The sequence below is a fragment of the Salmonirosea aquatica genome, assembly GCF_009296315.1.
GTDB lineage: Bacteria > Bacteroidota > Bacteroidia > Cytophagales > Spirosomataceae > Salmonirosea > Salmonirosea aquatica.
The window spans coordinates 4,379,319-4,403,703 of record NZ_WHLY01000002.1 but is presented as its reverse complement, the minus strand read 5'-3'; the positions used below and the strand labels follow the sequence as shown (position 1 = coordinate 4,403,703).

Below are 24,385 nucleotides of genomic sequence, written 5' to 3'. Positions count from 1 at the left end.
GTTTCCAGCACTATTGAACAATTTGTGGATTTTTTTACTTTTGTTTCCACCGAATTCCCCTCCTTAATAATCCGTTTTCACCATCTGTTGGCTTTTCATGCGATTCTACCGAAGTACTTTGCTCTTTTTGTTGGGGACAATTCCCTTGCTGGGATATTCTCAAACGGACAGTACCTCGCTGGGTTTTATCCCAAATTATATCGAGTTAGGAGGGCTGGCCAACACGGATGATCATACCCCCTTCTGGCTACAGACGAATCAGTTCGGTACCGTGCCGCGTTCGGGATCAGCCCTGCTCGTGCGGGGAGGGTTCCAACATTCATGGCTGCTGAGTAAGCCTGACACTGTGAAGCAATGGCGTAAACAACTGGTGGGTACCTCCACCCCGGAACGGGCCTGGCGCCTAGAGACAGGCGTTGAGATAGCAGCCAATGTGGGGAATTCGGCGCAGGATGTGCTGCTGCCCCAGGCTTATGGGGCCATTCGCTATGGAAACTGGGAATTACGGGTGGGCCGAAGGAAGCAATGGGTAGGTCTGGCCGATTCGACCCTGGGTACAGGTTCCTATGCCTGGTCGGGCAATGCGCTCCCCATCCCAAAAATACAGTTGGGCCTCACCCGGTTTACGGCCGTACCCTTTACTAAAGGCTGGTTCTCTGTCCTGGGATTTTATTCCGATGGCTGGTTTGAAAAAGGTCGTGCAGTCACCAGTGAGCTTAAATTCCACCAGAAGCAGTTTTATGGGCGGATCGGAAAAGCGAATAGCAAACTAAAACTGTACGGTGGATTCAACCATCAGGTACAGTGGGGTGGAAAGTCGCCTTACGAAACGGTAAATGGTCAAATGCCCAATGGATTCAAAAACTACATGGTCATGATTTTCGGGGGCGGCAAGGTAGATACCGTCAACGCCACACACTTCGATAATGCCAATCGGGTGGGGAATCATCTGGGTAGCATCGACTTCGCCTTCGAGATAAATGGTCTCCATTCCAATTGGTTCTTTTACAGGCAAAATATTTATGAAGATGGCTCACTGTACCGTCTTACCAACATTGCCGATGGCCTGAATGGAGTCCGCATTCGGCGGAAGCAAGCCAATAAAAATCGCTTTTCAATTTCTGAAATTGTCTTGGAAGGACTATATACAAAAAGTCAGGGCGGAGATACCTTTATCTTTGATCAGAGGATATTTGGTAAGGATAATTACTTCAACAACGCCCAGGTACGCGACGGGTGGTCGTATTTTGGCCGTACTATAGGTACCCCTTTTATTACACCGACTTTCGAAACCATCTGGAAATTTCCGAACTTCGGGGACTCCTTCACCAGCAATAACCGCGTATGGGTACTACATACGGGATTGCGGGGTACCTTTTCAAGAAACGTCGAGTGGAGTACCAAACTTTCATATTCAAGCAACAATGGCGTTTATGACCTGCCTTTCCCCAATACAGCGTATCAGTTTTCGGGCCTGCTGCGGGTTCAGGTACGTACTGGATGGCTGGGCGGAAATACCTTGCTGACGGGATCGGTAGCAGCCGATTCCGGCGATTTATACCCCAATTCGTACGGGCTCATGCTAAGCCTGCGCAAAGAGGGCTTATTCCGCTAAAGTACCGCCAGGCATCAAGCGTCCAGGTTTACCTTCTGGTGAATTGCTTCGGCCAATTGCGCCAAATCTTCCGAAGGAACATGCATTTTCGTACCAAAATCCATATCCGCCATGGTATTCAGCGGAATCAGATGTACGTGCGTATGAGGTACCTCCAGACCAAATACACTGACTCCGATGCGCTTGCAGGGTACCACGGCTTCGATGGCCGGAGCTACTTTCTTGGCAAACAGTAGAAGCCCGATGTACAATTCATCGCTCAAATCGAAGATATAATCGATCTCCTGCTTGGGAATGACTAGCGTGTGTCCTTTTGCTACGGGATTGACGTCAAGAAAGGCTAGAAAATCCACCGATTCGGCTACCTTATGGCAGGGAATTTCCCCGGAAACGATTTTTGAGAAGATTGAAGCCATGGATTCAGATATCTGAGATGAATAATGGGGGTACTGCGCCCGCAAATACGGTTCATGGCAAGATGTGATATTTCTTCCGGATGGGCAAGCCTTTTCCATCAAGAGATCGCTTGAATCGCTGTTTTCCTAATCAGGTGTATCCTGAATCTTCTACTGGCATTGCGTCACTGTACCTGGGTGAACAAAAAATATCAATCCAATTTCCGGGTAAATCCAGGTAGGGCGCACCTTTGCTTGAAGCAAGGAGCAATAGCCCCGGGCAAGGTTCGTTTCTTTTCAAAATTTATCAACCTGCATCAGAAAAATAGTATGAAATCGGTAAAAATGTATTGTGGCGCGATTCTGGCGCTCTGCCTTATGGGCGGTCTCTTGGCTACTACCCCGGGCAAAAAAGGAAAATGGGAAACCCTGTTTAATGGCAAGAACTTCGACGGTTGGAAAAAATGGAAAGGAGGTGAGATCACCGGCTGGAAAATCGAAGATGGGGCGATGGTACTGGCCGAGCCCAAGGCCGGCGATCTCTTGACCGAAAAAGAATACGGCGATTTTGAGCTGGAGCTGGAATGGAAGATCAGTGAAGCTGGCAACAGCGGCATCATTTACCACGTAAAAGAAGGAGCCGACTACTGCTGTCCCTACGTAACCGGACCAGAAATACAGGTACTGGACGATGCCAAGCACCCTGATTCGTTTGCGGGTAAGGTAGGCAACCATAAAGCGGGTTCACTGTACGACCTGCTCCCGCCCAATGATTTTAATGTGGTGAAGCCCGCCGGGGAATGGAACAAGGCCCGCATTGTGATTCAAAACGGCAAAGGGGAAAGCTGGCTCAATGGCAAGAAAGTCGTGGATTTCCCGACCAAAGGCCCGGAATGGGATAAAATGGTAGCCAATAGCAAGTTTAAGCAATGGAAAGACTTCGGCACCTTTGACAAAGGCTCTATTGCGTTGCAGGATCATGGTAACAAAGTCTGGTATCGCAATATCCGGATTCGAGAATTGTAAGAATATGGATAAACAAGTAAACCCCTAAATAAAATGAAATCATCACGTAGGGATATGGTAAAGAAAATGGCCGGATTGGCCGTGGGGCTGCCCATGGCTGACTCGCTGCAGCAACGGCTGGATGCCTCTGATCAGGCAACGGGTCTCAAAGGACGCGTCAATCACTCGGTATGCCGATGGTGCTATAGCAAAATCGAATTTGAAGATCTGTGTAAGGCCGCCAAGGACATCGGATTGAGCTCCATCGAACTTACGGGACCCGAAGAATGGCCGATCCTGAAAAAATACGGACTTACCTCGGCCATGCCCTGGGGAGCGGGCAAGGGCATCGTGGATGGCTTCAACGATCTTAAACTGCACGACGAACTCGTGGCCAGTTATGAAGCTATTTTCCCAAAACTGGCGGCCGCCGGACTTGATAAGGTGATCTGTTTTTCGGGCAACCGTCGGGGCATGAGCGACGAACAGGGTCTTGAAAACTGCGCCATTGGCCTGAAGCGCCTGATGAGCTCCGCCGAAAAACATAAGATTACGATGAGTATGGAACTGCTGAACAGCAAGGTCAACCATCCCGATTATATGTGCGATCACACCAACTGGGGCGTAGAGTTATGTAAGCGTATCGGCAGCGAAAATTTCAAACTGCTCTACGACATCTACCACATGCAGATTATGGAAGGCGACGTAATCCGTACGATTCAGGACAATCATCAATACATAAACCACTACCATACGGGTGGCGTACCGGGTCGCAACGAAATTGATGATTCTCAAGAGCTATACTACCCCGCCATCATGAAGGCCATTCTGGCTACGGGTTATAAGGGGTACCTGGGACAGGAATTTATTCCCAAGCGCGACCCGCTGGTTTCGTTGAAAGAGGGCGTCATTATTTGTGACGTTTAGGCTTTTAACTATTGGCCGCTAGCTAATGGCTTTAAGATTTATAGATCCCGCGGGGAGGCAATGTTTTGCTTCAGCGCGGGATTTTTTATTTCGTAGGTAGGCTGGTTTCTATACGGGATCGGCTCAATGGGTACCCCCCTATTCAGTTTGTGTTGCCAGAACTCGCGGCTATATACGCGCCGGAAAGGCCAGTGTTTAGCCCGCAGGATGATAGGTAGATACGCATGAGGCTCTTTGGCTGACGAACTGCCGAAATACAAATCATCGTCGGTCAGCAGCAGGCCTTCGTAAGTTTCGTCAGGTCGGAGAGTCAGATCTGCAAAGGGCAACTCTTTTCTGTAAGCCGGGTTTTGAATGGCAAGGCGGTCTTTCAGCATCCATTCGCTCCGGTAGGTCTGGTTGGGCGCAGGCTGAGGACGGTAACGGCCTTCCGACACGTCCAGGGCATATTGTAGATAAGCTTTTAACAATCTAGGACCTTCATTCGCGGCCTGATCGGTATGCAGTTGGTCGGGCCATAGGCTCGTGACCACATACACCCGCTGCCGGGCCCGCGTCACGGCTACATTGAGGCGGTTTTCGCCGCCTTGCGTGTTGAGGGTACCGAACTGCATGGCTAGGCGTCCGCGGATATCGGGTGCATAGCCGATGGAAAAGATGATAACATCACGCTCGTCGCCCTGCACGTTTTCGATGTTTTTCACAAAAAGCCCCGGAGCCGTTGCATTTTCCTGCTCCAGTAATTCCTGAATCCACTGCTGCTGGTGAAAGTTAAACGTAACAATCCCTACGCTCAGGGTACTTTCCGCCAGCTCCCGAACGAGCTGTAGCACCCGTTCGGCCTCGATGGGATTGGTATTGTTTTCCCAAACGCCATCCACGTGCAGATAGTGGATACCCGGCTCGGCGTCGTTGACCTGCCTGAAATCCGGCAGCAGACGGAGGGTATTTTTGTAAAAATGCTGGTTGGAAAAATCGATCAAATCCAGGGAGCTGCTGCGGTAGTGACCGGTTAGCTGCCGTTGGGTAAGCGACTGGGCTGCCAAATCGAGCAAAGACTCAATCTCCAGTGCCACGGGGGTACCTTCTTCTTCATCGGAATTTTCCTCAAACCGAACCCGGTACAAATCATTTGGGGGTAGTTGCTTGCTATCGCCCGTAACCACAATTTGTTTACCTCGGTAGGCGGCGGGTAGCCCGTATTCGGCGTAGCACTGCGAGGCTTCGTCGAAAATAACCAAATCGAACAGTCCGGCCTGCATGGGAAAAAGTGTGGATACGGCTTCGGGCGAAGCCATCCAGCACGGAACAAGCTGAAAGACTTCCTCCGCGTATTGGTCCAGTATGCGCCGGATGGGCCAGATATTTCGCTTCTTGGTGACCTGATGGTAGAGTTCGCGGTAGGTAGTTCGATTGCCCAGGCGGTTCTTTTCCACATTTTCATAGGTAAACTCACGTAGCTTCATCACCGTGATATCGCGACTCAGGTTTTGCCTGTGCAGAATAGAATTCTGTAATTGTTGCTCCCACTCCTGCATTTTCAACGACGAAACAGCTCGCAAGATCGGGAATCGGTTTTCAAGATGTTCGATCCAGGCCAGGCGCAGGCTGTTGTCAAATACAGAGATGGCGTCTGTTTTCAGCTCAAAGGCCGCAGGCTCATTCAGTACCAGCGTCGTGACGGCCGATTCGGTCGGCGTGAAGGCCGCTGCGATCGTATCCATCTCCACCAGTGAATCAAAGTCATTGCCTAATTCCTGCCGGAGTTGCTGAGAAAAGATCTCCGGTTGGGTCAGTAGGTGCTCCCATTGTTTTTCCAACAGAAAGGATAGCATTTCCGCTTCCTTTTTCTCCCACGTCCTGAGCCAATCCAGTATTTCATGCAGTACCCGCGTAAAGTCCTGCGCGGAGGACGCCCGTAGGGCACATGCGGCCAACACAGGGTACCAGAGTTTTTTATCGATCCGTAGCCTGGCGTCAGCGGCCCGCTCGGCGCGTTGGAAATACGCCAGATGGCGTTCATCGAAAGCTTGCGAGGAATCCAAATCAGCGGGGTTGACCGACAGTAGGGAATTTTCCAGCCATTGTTCCAGTTCCAGGCGGTTGTTCAGCCGGGCTTCCAATTTCTGCAAATCGTCGCGTTGGGTGCTAAGCCCGTTGGCTTTTGCCACGCGGGAAACGACTGCCTTTTCTTTCCCAAACCATTCCCACCACTGCCCTTGCAGCGGGGTACCTTTGGCTTCGATCGCCCTGGCCAGTTGCGTCCGGAACGAGTTGAGTTCAGCGCCCGCCAGGGTACCCTCCACCCCTATTTCGTCAGTTCGCCAGCCTTCCAGCGCATCCATGATCTGTCTGAGCAAAGCCAGTCGCTCGGCAGGCGGCAAATTAGCCTGAAGGTACCTTTGGAAAAGTTGGAAGGCAGGTGTGTCACCAACCAGCGAAAGTACCTGCTCAATCCGCTCACGGATCTCGGCCTTCGCCCGTAGAAAATCATTTGAAAAGGCACTTTGGGTGCTTTTTTCAAATTCCTCACGTTGCTTGTGGAAAAAGTCCGGCCACAGGGTCAGTAAATCTTGCATGCGCCGCAAATCGCCTAGATTGTACGACGCAAAACTCTTCCGCTCGTACCAACTGTGTTGAGGACCAATCCGCTGGCGGTAGGTAGCATAGCTCGCCAATCGCCGGCGGTAGCTGTCCGATTCGTGAAGAGGAAAGCTACGGTAGTAGGGGCGTAAGTCTACGCGTGGGCCTTCAGGGTCGGAAGAAAGGTACAGTTCCTTGATAGAAAGCCCACTTTTGGTTTCATCAAAAAGAGCTTTTCTGAATTCTTCCAACTCGGTCACGACCTGGTCGACCAGGCGGCTTTCTTTCGTGAATTCGCGTTCCAGAAAAACCGCGTCCAGACTGTAATTGAGGCTTCTGTACTCATCGACTTTTTCAATTTGGGTAGCCAGTTGCCGGTAGAGCTCGGCCCGGTCGTTGCGAAAATCGTGAATCAGGGCGGCGAAAGGAGCCAGACCCAACGCTTGCAGGCGCTGGTACACGACATCGAGAGCGGCCCGTTTCTGGCATACCAGCAATACGCGCTTGCCCTGCGCGGCAAAGTCCGCCATCAGGTTGACAATCAACTGCGACTTGCCCGTGCCGGGTGGCCCCTGCACCACCACCGATTCGCCCTGCTTCACGAGCCGAACCACGCTTTCCTGCGACGAATCGACAGGAAGCGGGGTCAGGATTTGCTCCTCACGGAGGGCACCTTTTGGTAAGCCGGGTACCTCAATCCTACCATCTTCATCGATTGCTTCGTCGACGTCTTCGGTATTGAAGAGGGGTAGCCTTAGCTCATTTTGTGCCGCTTCCTGTAAGAGCAGGTTATAATCGGGTACCAGGTACGAACCCGCCTGCGGGAAAATGCCCAGCACGAGTTCAGGGTACAGTTTGAGTTCTCCATTCTTTTCAAGCGTTTGCAGGTCGCTGCTCTTGAGCATTTCGAACGGTTGCAGGCTGTCTTCAAAAAGTCTCTGGTTGAAATTCAGCCGGAAGGGCGTTTCCTTCAGCCATTCGTAAAGGCTGGTCCGGAAAGCGAGTGCATCTTTAGGAAAATCCTCAAAGCTTTTTTCCAGTACCTCATCGGGAATTTTGGCTTCGTTGAAATGCGCGTACGCCAGGGCAAAGCTTCGATTTAACGAAACGGTATCGTCGTCACGACTGAACAGGCACCACTGCTCGCGGTCCAGACGCATCGTTACGGGGAAGAAAAGCAGGGGAGCATGGACGACCGACCCATCCGCAAACTTCCCACGCACAAAGGGGTACCCTACGTACAAATCGCGCGAGCCCCGCTCCTCTTCGATGAAGCGCTCGGTGCGGGCAATCCTGCGCAGTTTTTTACTGATGACATTCACGCGCTCGAAGCGCGGATCCTGGACATCACAAAGCGGGATGCGACTTTTGCCTTGGATCAGTTGAGTGACAAGTTCGAAAGATGATTTGCTTAGCAGGAAATCCGTATCGTGCAGATCGAGAAACTGTTCCGCGGGCAGGCGGCTCAGCAGCAGGGACTTGTTGCGGCTACTGAGGTTGGTGAGGCGTTTGAGGTAGGTTTTGAGGAAGGGAAGCATGGTGTTTTTTTGACGTTCGACGTTTGACTCTCGACTAGCAGAATAGCGGGCTAAAAATAGCCCACGTCCTTACCCTCTCTGTTTGATCAGAATCGAGAGTCAAACGTCGAACGTCATTCCAGTATTTCAAACGATCTTCAACAGGGCCGTTTCGGCGGTAAGTCCCGGTCCGAACGCACTGGCAAAAATATAGTCTCCGGCAGACTGATGGTTCAATTCCCATAGTTTTTTCAACACGAACAGAATGGTGGCCGACGACATGTTGCCGTAGTCACGCAGGGTGGCATAGGCGGCCGCGTTATCTTCGTGGGTAAGCCCCAGCACCTCTTCTACAACTTCCAGGATGCGCCTTCCGCCCGGATGGATGGCGTACAGATTCACATCGTCGGGCCGGATACCTGCCGCACGCGTCAGACGTTCCAGTACGGACGACAATCCGGTTCGTAGAATTTCGGGTACCCTGGAGGTCAATTTCATTTCAAAACCGAAATCACTGATATGCCACGCCATGTCGTCCTTGCCATCTGGCAGCACTTCACAGGCAAAATCCACGATTTCCAGAGCATATTCTTTCTGGCTAGCTTCCAGGGAGTCGTCTTTCCGGGATTTTCCCTCCATCAATACCGCCGCTGCTCCATCGGCAAATAGCGCGTTGGCCAGCCAGTGGTCTTCCTCGTTTTTTTTCTGAAAATGTAGGGTACACAATTCCACACAGACTACCAGTACTTTGGCCTCAGGATCGGCTTTCACCAACGCCGAAGCAGCTTTCAACCCATTGAACGCCCCGTAGCATCCCATGAAGTTGACCGCCAGCCGGTGAACGGAACTTCGCAAGCCCAGGCGTCCAATCAATTCGATATCGGGCCCTGGAGCGTACATACCCGTACAACTCACGGTAATCAGGTGGGTAATTTCTTCAGGTTTAATATTTTGAGTGGCCAGGCAATCGCGCAACGCTGCTTCTGCCAATCCTACGGCGTATTGCCGGTAGGCGATCATACGCTGCTGTACCGTGGGAAAAGGCTCCAGTTCGGGCGTGTTTGGATAAAAGGTGTAGGTACCCCGCTCTTCGCCATAATCGGGGAGTACCGAATGCCGAAAGTCGATGCGCGTACTGCGATACAAGGCCCGCAGGCGGCGTTCGTCCTGCCCGGACAGCTTCATAGCCCGAACCATGAAATCGGCAATGCGGCTTTGGTCGAACCGATGGGCGGGAACGGCTGTCCCCATTGCAGTAATATAGGCGCCAGCGCCCGCTCGTATTGACACGCGATTCTTTTTTGAACGAAAAGTAGGTAATTTCACCGGGGGATCGTGTAAGGTAAACGACTTTACGGGAAACATGTTCTGATTAGCTGCTTAATTTCCCGTCCCTGAGGAATCCTAATGAATCAAACTCCCGGCTCATCCATTCAAATTTCTGTGCCAGTATTTATGAGGAATGTACTCTTGCACCTGCGCATCCCGTTTTCGCTCTTCCTGTTACCGGTTTTTTTGTTTGCCCTAAGTCAGACTTCATTCGCGTCGGCCAGTCAGGCCTGGTGGGCGTTTGTGCTTATTCACCTGTTTTTGTACCCGGCCAGCAATGCCTACAACAGTTATTACGATAAGGACGAAGGCAGCATCGGACTGCTTGAAACCCCGCCTCCCGTCAGCGTCGGATTACTCGTCACGGCCTGGGCACTGGATCTGGCCGCCATTGTGCTGGCTATTCTGCTAGATCTGGGTACCCCCTTTGTACTTTATCTTGTACTTTATGGCCTCATTTCCAAAGCCTACAGCCATCCGGCCATCCGGCTCAAAAAGTACCCTCTGCTGAGTTGGCTCATCGTCGGGTTGTTTCAGGGAGCGCTTACCTACCTGGCTACCGTTCAGGTACTCAGCCACATGGAGGTACCTTCTCTTTTTTCGGTACGACACTTGCTACCGGCGCTCATCTGTACCTCCAACCTGTGGGCAGTGTATCCGCTAACCCAAGTCTATCAGCACGACGAAGACGCCCGGCGCGGCGACCTCACGTACAGTCGCCTGGTCGGGATCGAGGGCACCTTCCTGAGCGCGGCAGTCTTTTTCACGCTTTCCTTTGTGGGCTTCCTGTACTATTTTCTGCATTTCGGCTCCGTAAATAGTCTGATCGTGCTGACGGTTTGCATGGGTCCAGTGTTGGGGTACTTCGGGTACTGGTGGTGGCGGGTGCGCCAGAATCCCACCGAAGCCAACTTCCGTCACACTATGCGGATGAATGTGCTGGCGAGCCTAGGGCTCAATCTTTTTTTCGGGATTCTGTGCCTGTACCCACTCTGATTACCAATTCATTATTTTTGTGTGAACGAATTTAGGCAAAAAATTTCCGGTCAGAACTTGCGTCCAATGCCGGAAGCCTCTACATTTGCATCACCTTTTCAGAAAAAGGGCACGCAGAAGTAGCTCAGCTGGTAGAGCGCAACCTTGCCAAGGTTGAGGTCGCGAGTTCGAACCTCGTCTTCTGCTCCAACAAGCAAGCACCTTCACTGGTGCTTTTCTTGTTCATAGACGGCCGGACAGCCCCCGCGTTGTCCGCCTTCGGGCCGGGGTGGTGGAATTGGTAGACACGCAGGACTTAAAATCCTGTGAGCCGCAAAGCTCGTACGGGTTCGACCCCCGTCCCCGGTACTGATTGTCAACGGGTTGCCCTATATAGGGCAACCCGTTTTTTTGTATTAGCATGCTGCTTTCAGTTGCTTTTCACCCCATAAACCCTATATTTGATGTTTTTCTTTTCAGGCTAGCCGGAAAATTCATCTGGAAAAGCCTCTCCTGAATCTTTAAGCAATTCCCCTCAGCTACCCGCCGCCGCATGAAGGTATCTACCACCGAACCCTACCAAATCATCTACTCTCTGCTGCAGCATGAGTACCTGGGCTATCTATTCGAATCGTTCGTGGTGCAGCTGGACAGCCGGGGCGACCTCACTTTTCTTAATCAGAATATTTCGGCCAAGAACGTCCGTGAATTTGCTGCCGGGCTGGACGAAACCGATTTCGAACTGGTCAGGCTGATCGATGATATGCAGCAGGATGTCATTTTACGAAAATACAATCCCCGTAAACTCAGTCCGGTTGATTTTTTCCTCAAAATCTACGATCCCCAAAAGGGCGATAAAGGGATTCAGGAAACCATTGCGGGGTACCTGGAAGGATTCAGGGCAAAGATTCTGGAAAAATTGGTCGGAAAGCAGCTGTTCATTATGGGCAACGACGGTGACCCGATCTGGAAGCGGCTGGAATGGATGCCGGAAAAAACCAGGGTGCGTTTTTACGTCATGCGCAATGAGGAGAACACCCACTATTTCCCCACCATGCTCTACGCGGGGCAAAAGCTTAACTTTCAGTATGCCGATGGCATGGTGATTTGTGACGAACCGGCCTGGCTCGTGGTCAACGGTGGTCTCTATCATTTTGAAGGGGAAGTAGACGGTAAGAAAATTCGTCCTTTCCTCAACAAAAAGTTCATTGCCATTCCGCGCGCGATGGAGGATCAGTACTACCGTAAGTTTGTGGTTCCGTTGATTGCCTCCTACGATGTAGCGTCGAAAGGTCTGGAAATCCGGCAGGAAAAATTGCCCGCCCGGCCTGTTCTTACCCTTTCGGAAATGTATTCCCACAAGAAACAGGTACCTGCGCTTTTTGGAGAGCCGGAAGGCGAGGCAGAAGAAGATCTTTCCGGGGATAGCGAGGTGGCATTCGACCTATCGTTTTGCTATGGTCAATTTTCTTTTCAATTCGACAGTTTTGCCCATGCGTCTAACGTGAGCCTGGAAAAAAGTGGCGACGACTACATTTTCCATAAAGTCAGGCGCGACCTACCCCTCGAACGGCAACGCATCAATCAATTGAAAGACTGGGGGTTGAATGTGCGGCAGGGACGTTGTCTCCTCACCAAAGCACAAGCTTTCGACTGGTTGAACGCGCATTTATTAAAACTCGGTGAGCAGGGTTTTGAAGTGCGGCAGAGCGCCGATAACACACGAAGGTACTTTCTGGGGTACTCCTCGCTGGATGTGTCCATCATCGAGGGCCGCGACTGGTTCGACATCCACGCCAAGGTACGGTTTGGCGAGTTCGAGATTCCCTTCCTTAAGCTGCGTCGCTATATCCTGCAACGTAAAAAGGAGTTTGCGCTACCCAATGGCGAGATTGCCGTCATTCCCGAATGGTGGTTCACGAAATACTCCGAACTCTTTACCTATATTGAAAGCCACAGCACCGACGACACACTGCGGCTAAAAAAGCATCACCTCATTCTGGTGCAGGAACTTCAGCGTGACAGCCTGGCGACCACCGTCCTGAGCCGACGGCTCGAGAATCTCCGTGATTTCCAGCAAATCGAAACCTACCCCCCACCCCACGGATTCCGGGGCGAACTGCGCCGTTATCAGCAGGCAGGCTACGACTGGCTGCGCTTCCTGAATCAGTACCGCTTCGGCGGCTGCCTAGCCGACGACATGGGCCTGGGCAAAACGATTCAGACGCTGGCGCTGCTACAATCGGAGAAGGAAAACGGGGCCACTGCGCCTTCGTTGCTCGTGATGCCCACCTCGCTGCTGTACAACTGGGCGCTCGAGGCACAACGCTTTACGCCCGATCTGAAAGTGTTCCAGTATACGGGTACCTACCGGGAGAAAAATACGGAGCAGTTTGCCGACTACGACCTGATCCTGACTTCCTATGGCATCGCGCGGCTGGACGTGGGTTTACTGAAGACTTTTCGCTTCCATTACATCATTCTGGATGAATCACAGGCCATCAAAAATCCTACGTCCGGCATCACAAAGGCCGTGATGAAACTCCACTCAGCGCACCGTCTGATCCTGACAGGTACCCCGCTGGAAAACAGTACCCTGGATTTGTGGTCTCAGATGACGTTCGTGAATCCCGGACTGCTGGGAAACCAATCGTTTTTTCGGAAAGAGTACCAGCTACCCATCGAGAAAAAAAATGATGAGGAAAAAACCCAGCGGCTCTACCATCATATCAAGCCCTTTATCCTGCGCCGCCACAAGTCGCAGGTAGCCACCGACCTACCCGAGAAAGTGGAGAGCGTGCAGTACTGCGATATGAGCGAGGATCAGGAAGCCAAGTACGAGGAAGCGAAGTCGTACTACCGTAATCTGATTCTGGAACAAATCGAAACCGAGGGATTGTCGAAGTCGCAGATGGTGGTATTGCAGGGACTCTCCAAACTCCGGCAGTTGGCCAATCACCCGCGCATGGTGGATGAAGGCTATGAAAGCGATTCGGGGAAATTCAAGGACATTATCCACAAGCTTGAAACGGCCATTGGTGAAAACCACAAAATTTTGGTTTTCAGCCAATTCGTCAAGCACCTCACGCTGCTCAGGGGGTACCTTGACCAGAAGAAAATCCGCTACGCCTACCTCGACGGCTCCACCAAAGACCGGCGGTACGAAGTAGAAACCTTCCAGAACGACCCTACCCTTAAGCTGTTCCTGATCTCGCTCAAAGCGGGCGGGGTAGGTCTGAACCTCACGGCCGCCGACTACGTGTTCCTGCTGGACCCGTGGTGGAACCCCGCCATCGAAGCACAGGCCGTCGACCGCGCCCACCGCATCGGGCAGGAGCAGACGGTGTTCACCTACAAATTCATCACGAAAAATACCGTAGAAGAAAAAATCCTGGCTCTACAACACTCCAAGCGCCAACTGGCCAACGACCTAATTTCCAGCGAAGAAGGCTTCTTAAAATCGCTCTCGCGGGAGGATGTACTGGGGTTGTTGGATTAAGAGGGTACCTTGATTGAAAGCATATTTTTAAATCTCATAGTCAATAGGGTTTCTAAATTTGGAAACTCTTAATATCTTTATGGCATCTGCGAGATTTAACATTTAGACAGTCCAATGGAAAATAAATACATTAAAACGTATTCGCTGGCCGAAATGAAAGACAAATATATCGGCAAAGCTGGGACGAGTGAGCGTGACGAATACGAATATGAACTTCGTATGGACCTTCTAGGAAAAATGATCAAGTCGGCTAGGCAGGAACGAAATCTGACGCAGGAAGAACTGGGGAAACTGGTCGGAGTTCAAAAAGCACAAATTTCGAAACTTGAAAGTAGTGCCAATAGCGCAACCATTGATACCATTTTAAAGGTTTTCAAAGCCCTGAAAGCAGAAATAAATTTTAATGTAAAGCTGGAAGATAATTTTGTAAAGGTAGCCTAATGGGTCTAATCTGGAAATAAGGTTTAGAGAATCATTCTTGCGGGAGGATGTGCTGGGGCTATTGGATTGAGGGGGTACCTATTTGTTTATGCAGGTAATTGTATAAGACCCAACTGTGAGGTAGTGGTGAGTTTGTAGCTATACGAAAAGTTCAATGCTATATAGGCAAGAGAGAAATAAATACAAATAGCACTGCAACAATAGCGTATATACGAGAGCTATGCGTCATACTTTGGCAGCACCCAATTCAAAAATGGATAGCGAAATATAAAAAATATGGCTCCAGTTTCAGTAAAAGAAAACCTTAAACGAGAAATCGGAGTATGGTCGCTCACATTGGCAATTATCAACCAAACAATAGGTACTGGCATTTTTGTAATTCCTGCACTTATTGCTGTAAACCTTGGAGCAGCAGCAGTGATTACTTATTTCGTTTGCGGGATACTAATTTTCTTAATTGCCTTGTGCTTTGCTGAATTAGGTAGCAAAACAACTGCAAGTGGAGGAGTTTATGAATACATCGAAACTGCATTTGGTCCTTATACAGGATTTTTAGCCAATAATATCTATTGGTTCGGGGCAAGTGTAATTTCAGATGCGGCAATAGCTAATGCACTAGCTGATACATTAAAATATTTTTTCCCTTCACTCAGCAATGAACTATTCAGAATAGGCTTCTTTTTTATAATTTTTGGCGGAATTGCACTCCTTAATATTCGAAGTGTAAAAAATGGAATTCGTTTCATTGAATTTACAGCATTTGGAAAACTTATTCCGTTGCTGGTTCTGGTAATTGTGGGAGCAAGTTTTATCGTAAGCGAAAATTTATACTGGACTATCAATCCAACTACTAGCAACATAGGTTCTGCATCTCTTCTTTTGTTTTTCGCCTTTATGGGATTTGAAACACCGCTTAGCAACGGTGGCGAGATGAAGAATCCAAAGAAAACTGTACCGTTAGGGATATTTTTAGGAATAGCCAGTGTGTTAATCATCTACTTGGCTATTCAATTGGTTACACAGGGTGTACTTGGAGGAACAATTGAAGCACATCAGGATGCACCATTAGCCGCAGTAGCAGGCATTGTCTTTGGTAAAAGTGGAATAGTATTGATAACTGCTACTACATCTATATCCATGCTTGGTGCCCTCGGTGGTGAAATTTTATCTGTGCCTCGTATACTCTTTGCAGGTGCAAGAGATGGCTTGATGCCAAAAGTACTATCCAAAATACATCCACGATTTTCAACTCCGTATATCGCCGTTTTGTTCTACGCTTCATTAGGACTTTTGTTTGCAATTTTTGGCGCCTTCAAGCAGCTTGCTATCATTGCAAGTGCGTCTTCGCTCATTATTTATCTTGGAGTTATACTTGCAACTTTAAAACTTAGAAAAACTGACTCCTTAATATCTGCAAAAACTTTTATAGTTCCTGGTGGTATTATTATTCCAATGCTTGCTATATGTGTTATTGTATGGCTTCTATCGAATTTATCAAAACAAGAACTAATTGGAGTTATTGTCTTCATTATTGTTTTTTCTCTCATTTATTCAATCACAAAGATTTCAAAGAAAAAAAATGATTTATACCGGCATCATAGTTGACAAAATAACACGAACGCACAATATGGGGTTTTGTGCAAGTGTGGCTCAACGGAATAACAATGTTCCACAGTAACTTTTTTGTACTTCAGTTCGGGTCTATCGAATAAAGCCCAGCATTAGCTCATAATATTTAACTTTATCAAAAAGCTTGGCAGTGATTTCAGGCGGTCATTGTTAACTTCACACCTACACAAAGCCCTGTTCGTTACCCACACCACATCTGAAAACCAAGATCCAACCTCACGATCCTTCCCCCACCCCCGCAAACAACTCCCCAAGATCCAGCTTCAAATCGGGAAAAACGACCGAAGGTACCGTTTCGTCGCTCACAAAAATGAGGGGACGTCCGTAGGTACCTCCTTCTTCGAGGTTGTAGCGGGTCAGGGTTTCACGGGCGGGGTCCACGATCCAATATTCCTGCACCCCGGACTCGCCATACAGTTCCCTTTTGATTTTCATTTCACGCGCCGCATTGCCGGGTGAGAGGATTTCCACCACCAAATCAGGCGCGCCCAGGCAGCCGCGCTCATCGAGTTTTTCAAGGTCACAGATAATACACAAATCCGGCTGCACAACGGTGTAAATATCCCGGTCGGCTTTGAGCGACTTGGTACGGTTGTAGAGCCGCACGTCGAAGGGCGCGGCGTAAGCTTCGCAGGGTTGGTTATTGAAATGGTTAAAAAAAAGCCCACTCAATTTCCACGAAATCTTCTGGTGCGTTCGGCTGGGACCCGACATGGGAAATATCTTCCCCCGGATAATTTCCAACGCCTGATCGAACCTCCAACTCAGGTAATCGGCGTAGGAGTAGGTACCCTGTGGGTCAAGCTGCGAAAGACTGGTGATGACGGCCATATCTTTTTAAGGTAAAGGTACCTCTAAAATCTTCTCACTTCAAATACACCCCTTCCTCGCCTTCCCGGCTGAGTACCACCTCTACATGCTCGTTGAAGGTAGTGCTCAGGGCATACCCTACGTAGTCGGCCGATACGGGAAAACGGCGATGGTTCCGGTCCACGATGACGGCTACCTGTAGCTTTTTGAGGCGATATTGCAGAAAGGGTTGCAGGGCGAAGGCCAGGGTACGGCCCGTGTTCAGTACGTCGTCGGCCATGATGACGACCTTGCCGTCGGTCAGCGTGAATTCGTTGCGGAAGGTAATCTCACTTCTATGAGGTTTTTCCTTGTCGAACAGCATCTCGGCCAGGCTGGTTTGCAGGGGAGAAATGCTTTGCAGTTCCGTGGCCAGCAGGCGCGCAAATTCGAAGCCCTGTCCGGCGATGCCCGCCAGAATGATTTCCTCTTCCTCAAAATTACGCTCGTAAATCTCGAAGGCGATGCGCCGGATTTTCTGGCGAGTCTGCTCGATGGTCAGGATTTGCTGGCTCAAATTAGTTGAAAATTGAAAGTGGAAAATTGAAAGATGCAAAGGCACAAAATGACAAAACTGACTTGCCCCTTTGTGCCTTTGGTACTTTGCTCCTCAAGAATTCCCTTAAATCGGAAATTTATCGCTTTCGATGTAGGCATTGATTACCGACTGCTCCCCTTCCTTGCCCGGATTGAAATTGCCGTGTTCCATCCCCATGATGAAGCTCTTGTTTTCCTTCTTGCTGCGGTCGTAGATGTACTTGAAGATATTCTTGTAGTTGATTTCGCCCGTGGTCGGTTCCTTGCGGCCCGGATTGTCGCCGATCTGGAAATACCCGATTTCGGGCCACGCCCAATTGATGTGCGGGATAATGTGCCCCTCGTTTTTCTGCATGTGGTAGATATCAAACAGGATTTTGCAGGAAGGGCTGTTGACACCCCGGCAGATTTCGTAGGTCTGGTCGGAGGTACGCAGGAATAGATTGGGCGTATCGCTCAGGGGTTCCAGCACCATGGTCAGCCCGGCTGGTTCGAGAATTTCAGATCCCCGGCGCAACGCGTCGATGACGTTTCCAGTCTGCAGACCGATGGGTAGGTTGCGCTCAAAGTCGCCAGGTACCACGGTGGCCCACTTGGCATTGACGCGCTTGGCCGTTTCCACGGCCCGCTTACAGCCATCCAGAAATATATCGACGTATTCTTTCTTACCCGCCGCCAGCGTATTGGCTCCATTGCCGCCTTTGTCGATCACAAAAACGCCCATTTCCATGCCCAGGCGCGACATTTCTTTCGCGATTTTTTCCTGTACGTCCACGGGACGCCCCATCATGCCGTTGTCTTCCAGCGCGGTGAAACCCTGGTCAGCCATAAATTTGAGCTGGTCGATCAGATCGTCGCCCGCCATGTTTTTGAACATTCCGAAGTGGGGGGCATATTTCAGGTTAAATTTATTCTTGGCCGTCGGACGAGCCGACAGGTTTCCTGTAGACAGGGCGGCAGCTCCGGCCAGGCCGAGGGTAGATTTTACAAAATTTCTGCGACGCATCATTTTTCTTCTTTTTAAGGTTTACAAGACAAAGGAGGGAAAACGAGAAATATACCAATTCCAATTGTGAATGAGTGAATGAATATTTACTCATTCATCATTCAAAACTCATCATTCGAGCACCTTACTACCTACCCCGCCACCGCGCGAGAAATCGAGGTACCTGTCGGCCTCTTCGCGGATTTCCTTCCGGTAGGCATGGCTGATGCCATCGATGGCAGCGGCTTTGATTTCGCCGTGCAGGCGGTTTTCTTTTAACAATTTTAAGACAAATTCTTCCCCTTCCCAACTACCGCCCAGGTACCTTGCCGCCCGCAGCCGCACCGCGTGGGGGAGCGAGGTACCTGCCGCCGCGCTGGCCAGAATGGTAAGCGAGTTTTGGCTCCCCACCGCCCTGATCGAGGCCAGCAGAGCCAGTTGCTTCTCGTCATTACTGGTTTCAAGCTTATTCCAGATGTAGGCATTCGGTGCCTGGCGCAGCAATTGGCGGCCCGCATCGCGACCGATATCGGTATCAGGGCGATCGGTGGCGAGTTTGAAAAGGCGCTCATTTTCAAATACAGGCTCATAGCGCGCCACCAGTTCGATGTAGTTCTGGGTACCGTAGGTTTCGTCCAGCAACTTCACCAGCGCGATCTTGCCCCAATACGAATCCTGAATAAAATCTTTTCCCAAATGGTACAGTGCCAGTTTGCTTACCTCCACGTGGTCGGGTACCTTCTTTTGGGTAAGTCCCAGGAGCGCTGTAGACTTGTCGTAGCCCGTCGGATTGAAATCGAAGGCGCGGAAGTACCGCAGGCGGTCTTTCAAAGGTACCTCCGGATCGGCCGCAAGTTTGGCCAGGTACGGGATGGTGTACTTGGTACGAGCCCGCCACACGATGTCGCGGTTGGCGGGGGTTTTCAGCGGATCACCTACCTTAGTGAGCCACGCCCGAAACAGCCGGTCCCACTGCTTGTAGCCACCGATGCCAAGGGCCTCAAGGTACCAGCGGTCGTTGCCCTCGTACTGTTCCACCAGTTGCAGCCACACGTCCAGGGCCTCGTAAGTATGGTTGCGGTAAATAGCCAGTGCACACTCGCGGCGTACCTGCGGGTCGCGGTCGGTGGTCAGGAGCTTGATGTATTCGGTAGGATCGGCGTTGCGCTGCCGCACGGCCCGTAGCGCCGTGATGCGCAGATTGGGGTTGATGTTCCGAAAACTATTCTCAAGATGTCGGTTGCTGACCCCCTCGATGTTGTTGAGCACCCACAGCGCCCGCGCACGAAGGCGGGGGTTGGCGTTGTAGCGGTGCAGCAGTTCGCCCAGCGGAGGTTCGGCCTTGAAGCTCATTTTCACCAGGGCATTCCAAGCCAGGTAACGGGTAGCCAGATTGGGGTTCTGCAAAGCATCCGTGGCTTCCTGGGGCGAGGTTAAATCGTACTTCGGAGCGCGGTAGGGTACCTTAGGCGGGGCAATGCGATAAATCCGACCCCGGTTCAGGTCAGTAATACCGATCTCACCCTCACCCGGATCGTACCAGTCGGATACGATGAGCGAACCATCGGGCGCCACACATACATCCGACGGACGAAACCATGTATCGCGGGTACCTTTGACCATCTCCAGCATGTTCGCCTTGTAGCCCGCGCCGTCGTTTTCGATCGGATACGCCCGTACCACGTTGGGACCCGCGTCGGCATGGATGATCTGATCCCAGTATTTGCGGGGTAAAAGTTGTCCTTCGTATATTGCCATGCCCGCCGGAGCGCCCGAACCCGTATGCAGTACATCAGGTACTACGCCGGGGTCGTTCTGGTGCCAGTGGCGCCGGGCAATGTCTTCTTCCAGGTTGGTGCGGTTCACACGCCAGGTGGTACCTGTCATTTCGTCGGTATAGCCAAAATTGCCGTTTTCCATCACGTAGTTGATGCGCACACTTTCGTTACCGTCCTCATCATGGTCCGACTGCCACACGGTACCGTAGCTGTCCACGGCCACTTCCAGGCCATTGCGAAAATTGTCGCCCAGTACTTCCAGGTTCTTGAAATCCTGGTCGCAGCGGAACACCATGCCTTTGCGGTAGTTGTGGAAATTGATGGGTTGATCGAACTTATCGTAGAAGCCCCGGCCCCGCGCGTCGAGCAGTTGCTTGCCTTCGCCACCGAAATTGAAGTAAAATTTTCCGTCGGGGCCAAAAACGAAGGAATGGATACCCTGGTCGTGCCGGGCGCCGCTGACACCCCGGAAAATAATTTCCTTGCGGTCGGCTTTATCATCGCCATCGTCATCGGTGAACAACCATACGTATGGGCTTTGCGACACGATCACGCGGTTACCGATCACACAAATTCCCAAGGGCGCGTCCAGTTCGGGGCCCTGGTAAAAGACCTTGGTCAGGTCCGATTTGCCATCGCCGTCGGTATCTTCCAGAATCAGAATCCGGTCGCCCGTCAGGCGATCCTGTTTGGAGCGGGTTTTGGCATCGCCGTGAATCGTGGGTCGGTAGTTGTAGGCATCGCATACCCACACGCGGCCCCGGTGGTCTACGTCGATGCTGGTAGGATTGGAAAGGGTAGGTTCCGAGGCGAACAAAGTAGCTTCCAGTCCCTCGGCCACATCGAGGCCCGCAACGGCAAATTCAGGAAAACGCTTTTCTTTTTCAGAAAGCGAATCGTAGACAAAAACGGTATCAGCAGCGAGTGAATCGGGAAAAGTTTGGGAAAGAGGGAGGCGGGAGAGGCGAAATGCGCTACTGCCAAAAACGACTAGCAGAATGCTACCTAAAACAAAAACTGACTTTTTATAAACTACTGACTTATAAGACATACGGGATTCTCAATTCTACTGCACGAAAATTATCCCGAAAATTACGGCTTCTTGCGAAGGAAAAAAAGCCCATGGCGATCAGCTGATCGCCATGGGCTTGAAATAATCACTTTCTTTTCAACGAACTTAGGTACTCCACCAGGCCCGTCAGTTCTTCGGTGCTCATGGCCTCCTGCAAACCCGAAGGCATCATGGATTCGTCGAGTTGTTTCATGGATTTCACATTCGACATCTTGTATTCCTGCGTAGTGCCACCGGGGAATTTCATGATGAGGTCGGTTTCGGTTTTACTGGAAACAATGCCCGTGACCGAAGAGCCGTCCTTGAATTTCACTTCCCAACCTTCGTAGCCAAAACTGATGCCCGCGCTGGGATAATAAATGGCCAGGTACTCGCCTTCCTTGGGTAGTTTGCTGCCGATTTCGGACAGTTTGGGTCCGAAGTCAGCGCCATCGCCGTTGACCTGGTGGCAGGTAGCACAGTACATTTTGAACACATTCTGGCCTTTGACCACATCACCTTTCATCTGCGCCAATTCTGTAACGGGCGGATGCTTTTTAGCCGAGGCAGTCGCGCCACCATCCAGGTACTTGGCCGCCTCGGTTCGCACCGCTCTGCGCCACGCCCCACTAACCCCCTGCACGGCAGCGCCTTTCAGTTCACCCGTTAGTTTGCTTTCTTTCAGGAGATTTAGTATCATATCTTCGCCATCCTGACTGCCGCCCATAGCCCGTACGGCTTCGCGACGAAGGGGCAGCGGATATTTAGCATCCAGTGCTACCGTCCGCAGCATGTCCAGCGACTCCTTGCTACCCACGCTTCGGATAGAAGCCAGTGCCGCGCCCGCTTTGGCGGCATCGTTGCCTTTCACCACATTCCACAGCATGGGCGCTCCGCCCTGGGCCAGCAGGAGGCGGCCCGCATCGCGACCGACACCGTCGTAGGGCTTCTGAAGGGCTAAATCGAGCAGGCGCTTGTTTTCGGTGGCAATGCCATAGCGAGTCATCAGGTCGATGTACTCCGGGGTACCATAGGTCGAGTCCAACAGTTTTTGTAACGCCTCCAGGGCTTTGGGCGATTTTTTAACGAATTCCGGGTCGAGGTGTCGCAGGGCCAGTCGATTGATCTCATCCTGATTGGCGGCTTTTCCCTCCATGATTTTCAGCAGAGCTTCCGACTTTTCCTTCCCCCCTGGATTGAAATCAAAGGCCCGGAAGTACCGCAGTCGGCTTTTCAGATCTACGTTCGGATCGCCCGCCAGAGACGCCAGCAAAGGTACCGCCTCGGCCGTACGCGCCCGCCATACGATGTCCTTACCGGCTTCGGTAGCCAGCGGATTTTCTCCGGCGGTTTTCAACCAGACGTCGAAGAAGGTATCCCACTGTCCGGCGGCACCAATGCCCAGGGCTTCCAGGTACCAGCGGTCTTTGCCATCATACTGCTGGGCCAGCTTGGCCCAGGCGGCCGCTGCGCCGCTCGACGTATTGCCATGCAGAGCCAGCGCACATTCACGGCGAACCTGAGGATCGGGATCGCCCGCCAATTTCATAATGATGGAGGTTGGGTCACTGGGAAGTTCCAGTACTGCTCGCAGCGCCGTGATGCGCAGATCAGCATTATAATCGGCCAAGGCTTTATCGAGGCTGGGCGAGGTTCTACCCTCGATTTTACTCAGCAGCCACAGCGCCCGCGCCCGCATCCGGGGGTTGGCCGACTCATCGTTAAACAGCTTTGTCAGTTGCGGAACGGCCTTACTATCCATGTTTTTCAATGAATTCCAGGCCATGTACCGCACCGACATATTGGGGCTTTGAAGTGCTTCCACGGCCCCTTCGGGCGAGGTAGCGTCCACAGAGGGAATGCGATAGGGCGTATTGGCGGGTGCCACGCGATAAATCCGTCCCCGGTTGAGGTCGCCCGCCTGGTGGCCACCCACGCCGGGATCGTACCAGTCGGCTACGATGAGGGATCCATCGGGCGCCACGCACACATCCGAAGGCCGGAACCATTGATCGCGCTTGCCTTCCAGCACATTCACGATCGAGGCGGTGTAGCCCGCTCCGTCTTTTTTGACAGGGTATGAGCGCACCACATTGGGGCCCGCATCGCAGTGGATCATCTGATCTTGAAATACGGGGGGTAGCATCCGGCCTTCGTAAACGATCATGCCGGTAGGTGAGCCGGCCCCGGTCTGTAACAGATTAGGAATTACGCCCGGATCGTTCAGGTGCCAATGTCGGCGGGGGATTTCCTCTTCGATGTTGGTGCGATTGGCGCGCCAGCCTGCCCCGGTGAGTTCGTCCTGGTAGCCGTAATTACCGTAGGGCATCACGTAGTTGATACGTACCCCCTTGTTGCCATCGTCGTCATTATCAGACTGCCACAGGGTACCATAGCTATCGATAGCTACCTCATAGTTGTTCCGGAAATTATTTCCCAAAATCTCGACATTCTTGAAATCGGGATCACACCGGAACACCATGCCCATGCGGTTTTTCTTAAAATCCAGAGCCTTGCCATCTTTATCAAGTACCGGGTTTCCTTTGCCATCAAGCAATTGCCCACCTTCGTTGCCAAAATTAAAATATAGCTTGCCGTCGGGCCCAAATACGAAGGCGTGCATGCCGTGGTCATGTTGGGTACCCCCCACCCCTTCGAAAATAATTTCCTTTTTATCGGCTTTATCGTCGCCGTCGGTATCGGTCATCAGCCACACGTACGGACTTTGTGACACCAGCACCCGATTCCCCATGACCAGGATACCCAGTGGCGCGTTTAACTCCGGCCCTTGGTAGAACACCTTGCTGTTATCGGACTTGCCGTCGCCATCGGTATCTTCCAGAATCACGATGCGATCGCCCTCGGGGCGGGTCGGCTTCCCGGTGATGGCCGGACGGTAGTTGTAGGCTTCACATACCCACACGCGCCCCCGGTAATCCACGTCGATATTGGTAGGGTTAGTAATAGCGGGTTCCGAAGCGAACAGATTGGCCTCCAGTCCTTCGGCAACGTTCAATCCTGCTACGGCATACTGCGGCGAGTGTTTCTGCTCATCGGTCAGGTCGTTGTACAGCGTGTCGAGAGCACCACTCGTCACGCGGCTCGGGTTCAAATTGGGGTAGGAAGCGGCCAAAAAGCCCAGGGCGGCTACGCTGCCCGCTATGAAGGAAAGGGATTTGGTAAATTTCATGGAAGTATGGGCTTTAATATTACATAGAGAAGCACTGCATGGGCCTCATTTTTAGAATCGTGTAATAGGTTAAAGAGAAA

At 51.4% G+C, this 24,385-nt stretch carries 15 protein-coding genes and 2 tRNA genes; 9 read left to right on the top strand and 8 right to left on the bottom strand.

Translation table 11 applies throughout. The features are described from left to right. Nucleotides 1-97 precede the first annotated feature (97 nt). Nucleotides 98-1,615 carry a capsule assembly Wzi family protein gene (locus GBK04_RS19150; protein ID WP_152762430.1) on the top strand — a complete coding sequence of 506 codons (1,518 nt, stop codon included), beginning with the start codon at nt 98-100 and terminating at the stop codon, nt 1,613-1,615. 14 nt (nt 1,616-1,629) lie between these two features. On the opposite strand, the gene GBK04_RS19145 is transcribed toward GBK04_RS19150, so the two are convergent. Then, the gene (locus GBK04_RS19145; RefSeq protein ID WP_152762428.1) at nt 1,630-2,031 is read right to left on the bottom strand and encodes an HIT family protein; all 402 of its coding nucleotides are present in this window, start codon (nt 2,029-2,031) and stop codon (nt 1,630-1,632) included. A 309-nt stretch (nt 2,032-2,340) separates the two neighbouring features. Between GBK04_RS19145 and GBK04_RS19140 the strand changes: the two genes are divergently transcribed. Both GBK04_RS19140 and GBK04_RS19135 read left to right on the top strand, forming a co-directional pair. Further along, a complete protein-coding gene (locus tag GBK04_RS19140; protein WP_152762426.1) occupies nt 2,341-3,036 on the top strand; it encodes a 3-keto-disaccharide hydrolase in 696 nt (231 codons plus the stop codon). Between the two features lie 33 nt (nt 3,037-3,069). Then, entirely contained in the window at nt 3,070-3,942 is an 873-nt protein-coding gene (locus GBK04_RS19135) for a hydroxypyruvate isomerase family protein (RefSeq protein ID WP_152762424.1), read from the top strand. Between the two features lie 38 nt (nt 3,943-3,980). On the opposite strand, the gene GBK04_RS19130 is transcribed toward GBK04_RS19135, so the two are convergent. Further along, nucleotides 3,981-8,063: an AAA domain-containing protein gene (locus GBK04_RS19130; protein ID WP_152762422.1), complete on the bottom strand. Its 4,083-nt coding sequence runs from the start codon at nt 8,061-8,063 to the stop codon at nt 3,981-3,983. 126 nt (nt 8,064-8,189) lie between these two features. Continuing rightward, complete coding sequence (locus GBK04_RS19125) at nt 8,190-9,407, bottom strand: type III polyketide synthase (RefSeq protein ID WP_152762420.1); 1,218 nt, start codon at nt 9,405-9,407, stop codon at nt 8,190-8,192. A gap of 90 nt (nt 9,408-9,497) precedes the next feature. Here GBK04_RS19125 and GBK04_RS19120 point away from each other — a divergent pair, with 90 nt between their 5' ends. From GBK04_RS19120 to GBK04_RS19095, 6 genes are all read left to right on the top strand, one after another. Continuing rightward, nucleotides 9,498-10,367 (top strand): UbiA family prenyltransferase, encoded by an 870-nt coding sequence (locus GBK04_RS19120; protein WP_152762418.1) that lies wholly within the window; start codon nt 9,498-9,500, stop codon nt 10,365-10,367. Nucleotides 10,368-10,480: 113 nt separating this feature from the next. Then, nucleotides 10,481-10,556 (top strand) — tRNA-Gly (locus GBK04_RS19115). 73 nt (nt 10,557-10,629) lie between these two features. After that, nucleotides 10,630-10,715: transfer RNA gene (locus GBK04_RS19110), tRNA-Leu, on the top strand. Nucleotides 10,716-10,899: 184 nt separating this feature from the next. Continuing rightward, a complete protein-coding gene (locus GBK04_RS19105; RefSeq protein WP_152762416.1) occupies nt 10,900-13,845 on the top strand; it encodes a DEAD/DEAH box helicase in 2,946 nt (981 codons plus the stop codon). Nucleotides 13,846-13,959: 114 nt separating this feature from the next. Next, nucleotides 13,960-14,286 (top strand): helix-turn-helix domain-containing protein, encoded by a 327-nt coding sequence (locus GBK04_RS19100; protein WP_152762414.1) that lies wholly within the window; start codon nt 13,960-13,962, stop codon nt 14,284-14,286. 276 nt (nt 14,287-14,562) lie between these two features. Further along, nucleotides 14,563-15,891: an APC family permease gene (locus GBK04_RS19095; RefSeq protein WP_152762412.1), complete on the top strand. Its 1,329-nt coding sequence runs from the start codon at nt 14,563-14,565 to the stop codon at nt 15,889-15,891. Nucleotides 15,892-16,131: 240 nt separating this feature from the next. On the opposite strand, the gene GBK04_RS19090 is transcribed toward GBK04_RS19095, so the two are convergent. The 5 genes from GBK04_RS19090 to GBK04_RS19070 form a co-directional block, all read right to left on the bottom strand. Continuing rightward, a complete protein-coding gene (locus GBK04_RS19090; protein ID WP_152762410.1) occupies nt 16,132-16,746 on the bottom strand; it encodes a Uma2 family endonuclease in 615 nt (204 codons plus the stop codon). Between the two features lie 34 nt (nt 16,747-16,780). Further along, a complete protein-coding gene (locus tag GBK04_RS19085) occupies nt 16,781-17,281 on the bottom strand; it encodes a phosphoribosyltransferase family protein (RefSeq protein WP_152762409.1) in 501 nt (166 codons plus the stop codon). Between the two features lie 105 nt (nt 17,282-17,386). Further along, nucleotides 17,387-18,307 (bottom strand): hydroxypyruvate isomerase family protein, encoded by a 921-nt coding sequence (locus tag GBK04_RS19080; RefSeq protein ID WP_152766237.1) that lies wholly within the window; start codon nt 18,305-18,307, stop codon nt 17,387-17,389. A gap of 111 nt (nt 18,308-18,418) precedes the next feature. Beyond that, nucleotides 18,419-21,115: a PVC-type heme-binding CxxCH protein gene (locus GBK04_RS19075; RefSeq protein WP_152762408.1), complete on the bottom strand. Its 2,697-nt coding sequence runs from the start codon at nt 21,113-21,115 to the stop codon at nt 18,419-18,421. A 106-nt stretch (nt 21,116-21,221) separates the two neighbouring features. Continuing rightward, nucleotides 21,222-24,305, bottom strand: coding sequence for a PVC-type heme-binding CxxCH protein (locus GBK04_RS19070; protein ID WP_152762406.1), 3,084 nt, complete (start codon nt 24,303-24,305; stop codon nt 21,222-21,224). Nucleotides 24,306-24,385 lie beyond the last annotated feature (80 nt).

What these genes read in the sequence shown, in the direction of transcription:
- GBK04_RS19130 (WP_152762422.1), bottom strand. Translation starts at nt 8,063, where the DNA reads ATGCTTCCCTTCCTCAAAACCTACCTCAAACGCCTCACCAACCTCAGT.
- GBK04_RS19100 (WP_152762414.1), top strand. Translation starts at nt 13,960, where the DNA reads ATGGAAAATAAATACATTAAAACGTATTCGCTGGCCGAAATGAAAGAC.
- GBK04_RS19070 (WP_152762406.1), bottom strand. Translation starts at nt 24,305, where the DNA reads ATGAAATTTACCAAATCCCTTTCCTTCATAGCGGGCAGCGTAGCCGCC.
- GBK04_RS19090 (WP_152762410.1), bottom strand. Translation starts at nt 16,746, where the DNA reads ATGGCCGTCATCACCAGTCTTTCGCAGCTTGACCCACAGGGTACCTAC.
- GBK04_RS19095 (WP_152762412.1), top strand. Translation starts at nt 14,563, where the DNA reads ATGGCTCCAGTTTCAGTAAAAGAAAACCTTAAACGAGAAATCGGAGTA.
- GBK04_RS19140 (WP_152762426.1), top strand. Translation starts at nt 2,341, where the DNA reads ATGAAATCGGTAAAAATGTATTGTGGCGCGATTCTGGCGCTCTGCCTT.
- GBK04_RS19080 (WP_152766237.1), bottom strand. Translation starts at nt 18,307, where the DNA reads ATGCGTCGCAGAAATTTTGTAAAATCTACCCTCGGCCTGGCCGGAGCT.
- GBK04_RS19135 (WP_152762424.1), top strand. Translation starts at nt 3,070, where the DNA reads ATGAAATCATCACGTAGGGATATGGTAAAGAAAATGGCCGGATTGGCC.
- GBK04_RS19075 (WP_152762408.1), bottom strand. Translation starts at nt 21,115, where the DNA reads ATGTCTTATAAGTCAGTAGTTTATAAAAAGTCAGTTTTTGTTTTAGGT.
- GBK04_RS19105 (WP_152762416.1), top strand. Translation starts at nt 10,900, where the DNA reads ATGAAGGTATCTACCACCGAACCCTACCAAATCATCTACTCTCTGCTG.
- GBK04_RS19150 (WP_152762430.1), top strand. Translation starts at nt 98, where the DNA reads ATGCGATTCTACCGAAGTACTTTGCTCTTTTTGTTGGGGACAATTCCC.
- GBK04_RS19125 (WP_152762420.1), bottom strand. Translation starts at nt 9,407, where the DNA reads ATGTTTCCCGTAAAGTCGTTTACCTTACACGATCCCCCGGTGAAATTA.
- GBK04_RS19145 (WP_152762428.1), bottom strand. Translation starts at nt 2,031, where the DNA reads ATGGCTTCAATCTTCTCAAAAATCGTTTCCGGGGAAATTCCCTGCCAT.
- GBK04_RS19120 (WP_152762418.1), top strand. Translation starts at nt 9,498, where the DNA reads ATGAGGAATGTACTCTTGCACCTGCGCATCCCGTTTTCGCTCTTCCTG.